The organism is Halorhodospira sp. 9621, assembly GCF_022228055.1.
Classification (GTDB): domain Bacteria; phylum Pseudomonadota; class Gammaproteobacteria; order Nitrococcales; family Halorhodospiraceae; genus Halorhodospira; species Halorhodospira halophila_A.
The window spans coordinates 1-3,537 of sequence record NZ_JAJNRD010000066.1 but is presented as its reverse complement, the minus strand read 5'-3'; the positions used below and the strand labels follow the sequence as shown (position 1 = coordinate 3,537).

2 protein-coding genes are annotated in these 3,537 nt (G+C 55.9%); both read right to left on the bottom strand.

Annotated features, from left to right (window positions below):
* Positions 1-412: 412 nt before the first annotated feature.
* Positions 413-1,480, bottom strand: a complete 1,068-nt coding sequence (locus LRF89_RS13000; RefSeq protein WP_238637334.1) for an SIR2 family protein — start codon at positions 1,478-1,480, stop codon at positions 413-415.
* A gap of 100 nt (positions 1,481-1,580) precedes the next feature.
* On the bottom strand, positions 1,581-3,537 hold a 1,957-nt coding region (locus LRF89_RS12995), incomplete at its 5' end, for a type IIL restriction-modification enzyme MmeI (RefSeq protein WP_338018530.1).

Sequence of the window (3,537 nt, the reverse complement as noted above, 5' to 3'; positions counted from 1 at the left end):
ATTGCCGCTTCGCAAAATGAACCGGCGATGGTCACGGCCCTGCTCGACCATGGCGCCAACCCAGGGGAACGTACCCAGGCAGGAGAGACGGCAGCGGATCTAGCGGGGGATTTCAACCCGGCTGTCCGCAGTTCCGATGTTTACTGGCGCCTCCACGATGGGCGCTACGAGTAAAAACCAGGGAGACGGGGAAGTTTCCCGGACCCGCTCCGCCCGTCCTCCCTCCGCGCAAGCCCCCTTGTGCGCGCGCTAGAATGTTCGGTGGTGCGATGCCAACGCTACAAATCTGTGGGGGTGATGCCACCGACAGGTCGTGCCGCTACGGCGCTACTGTTGTTCCGTAAAGTCACACGGCCAGCCAGCCACACTGCCGCAAGCCGCCGACACCCACACGATCCGCGAAGGGACCGTCTTATGCGCCGACCGCATCGATGTACTCCCCGAAATCCTCGAAATACCGCCACCGCGTTCCCGCCGGGACGTTTTTACGCCTGAAAAGATCCCTCCATCGCTTCATGATGCCGGGGTTTGGATCAATCACAGTCACAGTATGAAGATTCTGATTGCTAAAGTTAGCAAACAGCGACTGCGCCAAGTTATCGGTTTGCGGCAGCGAATATCCACAAATTACGATTTCATGAGCTTCATGCAGGTATTCGTATGCCTTAGTCCACAGGTACTGGAACAAGCTCACCTGAGTTATCGGCTTTTGAGGCAACGGAGGTATAATTAGCGGCGATGCGTCGTCATCTGGCGCTGGAGTCCCTGTAGACGACTGCCAAACAACCTCGATTTTTTGCTTATTTTTGGAGTCGTGATTGCCCTGGACAATCGTTTCGAAGTCCTCTGTTCTACAACGCCAGTTAACTGACCCATGCAGCTTGATTAGCAACGGATGCTCGCATACCACGTCGCGTTTACGTCTTGCGTCGCGGCGACCCTTAATCCTGTCAAAGTAAATCTCGCCCGGGTTGTGCGTTTTCAGGAGGTGCCGATCTACCATATCGTCATAGTTAAAGGTAATTATGCGGTTAGTAATTCCATCGAATGCGCCTGCAAAGTAGTGGTCTATCAAACGGCCATAATACCGATGATTTGATTCTTTTGTCTTCCGAAGCACATAACAAATTAGATGCGACAGATTGTTCAAGTAAGCTTCTTTGGTAACAGATTTTTTCTTCTTGTTTGGGTGGATCGCGTCGATGAACTCCATGTGGCCCATCTGTCGTATTATGGCGTCCTCAAGGGCGAGCGACTCGAAAGGGATGTGATCTTTCCATTCCTTCAGGACGAAGTCTCGGGCGCCGTTAACCCAACCCGGACGGTGCGCTTCCACTTCTTTAATGCGTTCGCAGAATTGGCTGTCTAGCGGGGCGTGCCTTTCTTTCGTTCCGGAGCGAGTTAAGGACGAGCTCATTGAGGCTCCAGCACCAAGAACGAATAGACGGTTTACCCGCTGGCGGTTACTTTTCCGACGCATGTTGCAGTATTGTCCTTCGTTTTCGCGTAGTAGTGATATATACGGTGTCGAAAATATAAGGGAGTACGCTGAGCCTATATAGCGCAGTAACCACCTCTTTTTAAGTCTCCCACCACAACTCACCCTCATGGCTCGCCATACCGATAGCCTCCAGGGCTTCTAGGGCAGCCTGGACGGCCTTGCGGGGCCGGTGCGTGTAGCGAGCCGCGATGCTGTCAGTGGTCTGGGGCCCTTCCGTAAGGGCCTGGCGAACCGCCCGGATGCGATCACCCGTATTCTTCGGGAACGTCGGCTTCTTGCCGGCCGGCTCTGCGGCGGTAGAAACCGTGGCCAACTCGTTCTGCTCCGCCTCGTGCCCGCTGCTCTCACTTGTCTGGTCACCCGCCTCGTGTGGCGCCTGAAACTCAGGACGCAGCCAGCGGACATGCCCGCGGGCCTCCTCAGCAGCGCGCTGGGCATTGAGGTCTACGAGGCGCTGCAGGAGCTCCTGCTCGGCTTCTTCTTGGTCCTCGGGCTTGTCTGGGAGCGGCGTGGTCGCGCCGGGACGACCCACTAGCACGTCGGCGAGATCGCCCCAGCCGTAAGCCTCGAATACGGCCCGGTCGAGTTCATCGTGTAGCTCCCCAAGTACCGAGACCAGGCCCTGCTCGTGGATCGTGCGCTCCTTCTTCGTCAGGGTCTCCCCGGCGCGGATCTTCTCCAAGACGTTGTACATGCCGGTCAGGGTCAAACCGGGGTGGTCGCGCTGGCGCTCTGCCCTATGGGTATCTAGGCGCTCGCCCAGTTCAGCGATGTGCTCCGCCAAACCATCGCTCGAAAGCGGAAATGGGAAGGTTTCAAAACAAACAGAGTGGTTGTAGGTTGGCCGATCTTCTAAGGCGCTACCGGTCGCCAACGCCCATGTGACATGAAGACGACTTCCAAGCACGCCCAGGAAAAAGGGGGAATCGGTCGCGATACTAACCAGCTTTGACTCGGGCAAGATAGACCGATCTAGAAAAACAAATAAATGGTGCTTCGCGGTTCGTGTTGTAGCGATGTAACGCGGAAGACCGGCTACCATCCTCCGCCAGTCTTTTCGGGGTTCCCCAAAAATCCACCAGTAGTCGCGATAGGTCGCGCGCTTGTTCTGGTTGCGCTCAGGCTTTACTCGTTCGAGGACATGTTGATAGACCGCAGGATAACGCCTACGGACGGTTTCAGCGTCAAGCCCATACAGATCGATAACTTTTACCCCCCGAGGGGTTTGAGAGACATCTCGACCATTCCTGAAGTTCCGTATAATTCCTTCCTCGAGCTCGATCCCCTCTTGGCAAAGGTCATTCGCCTTATCATGATCGATGATAAACCCAGCACCATGAAGCTTGACCCCCATGGCGCTTATCCCTGTGTTGGATGAAAGCGGCTTGGCCGCTCCAACATTGGCTCCCACAGACAAAGCGGGATGAATGATGCCCTCTCGCTTTTTAAAACGAACCGCAATTCCCTCGTCGCCACTGCGGGTTTCATGCACGGACTGTGCGAGCACGCCTTCATGCCGCCCTCGCTCGCCGACGGTTATCGCGATTCGAACGGCGGCACCATCGTTACTATCAACCCATGGGTGATCAGGTGTCGCGAACACCAAGGAGAGCGGCCTCTTACTATCTTGCAAGTGGAACCCCAGAACCCTCCGATTAAACGTCTGACGCAGGCTGTTAGTAGTGATGAATCCGAAGCGATGGAGAAAGCCGTGGCGAGTCTTCGCAGCAGCGATATGCCACCAATACATCACAAAATCCGCGGATTCCGGTACAGTGCCCTTGAACACACGGCGCACAGCATCGGTATAACCATCCCCAAGCGCACGGCGCATATTGGAAGCGCCGAGAAAAGGAGGGTTCCCTACTACAAAATCAGCCTCCGGCCAGTCCGCTCGTCGGGGGTTTATGTAGCAGTAAACCTGAAGGCGCTGAGCCTCGTCAGGGACCAGCTCGCCTGTAGCCGGGTGCTCTTTGTACGAGCGACCATCCCATATTGTTATCGGCTGACCATCGCCATCGAGTTGTGGCTCCACA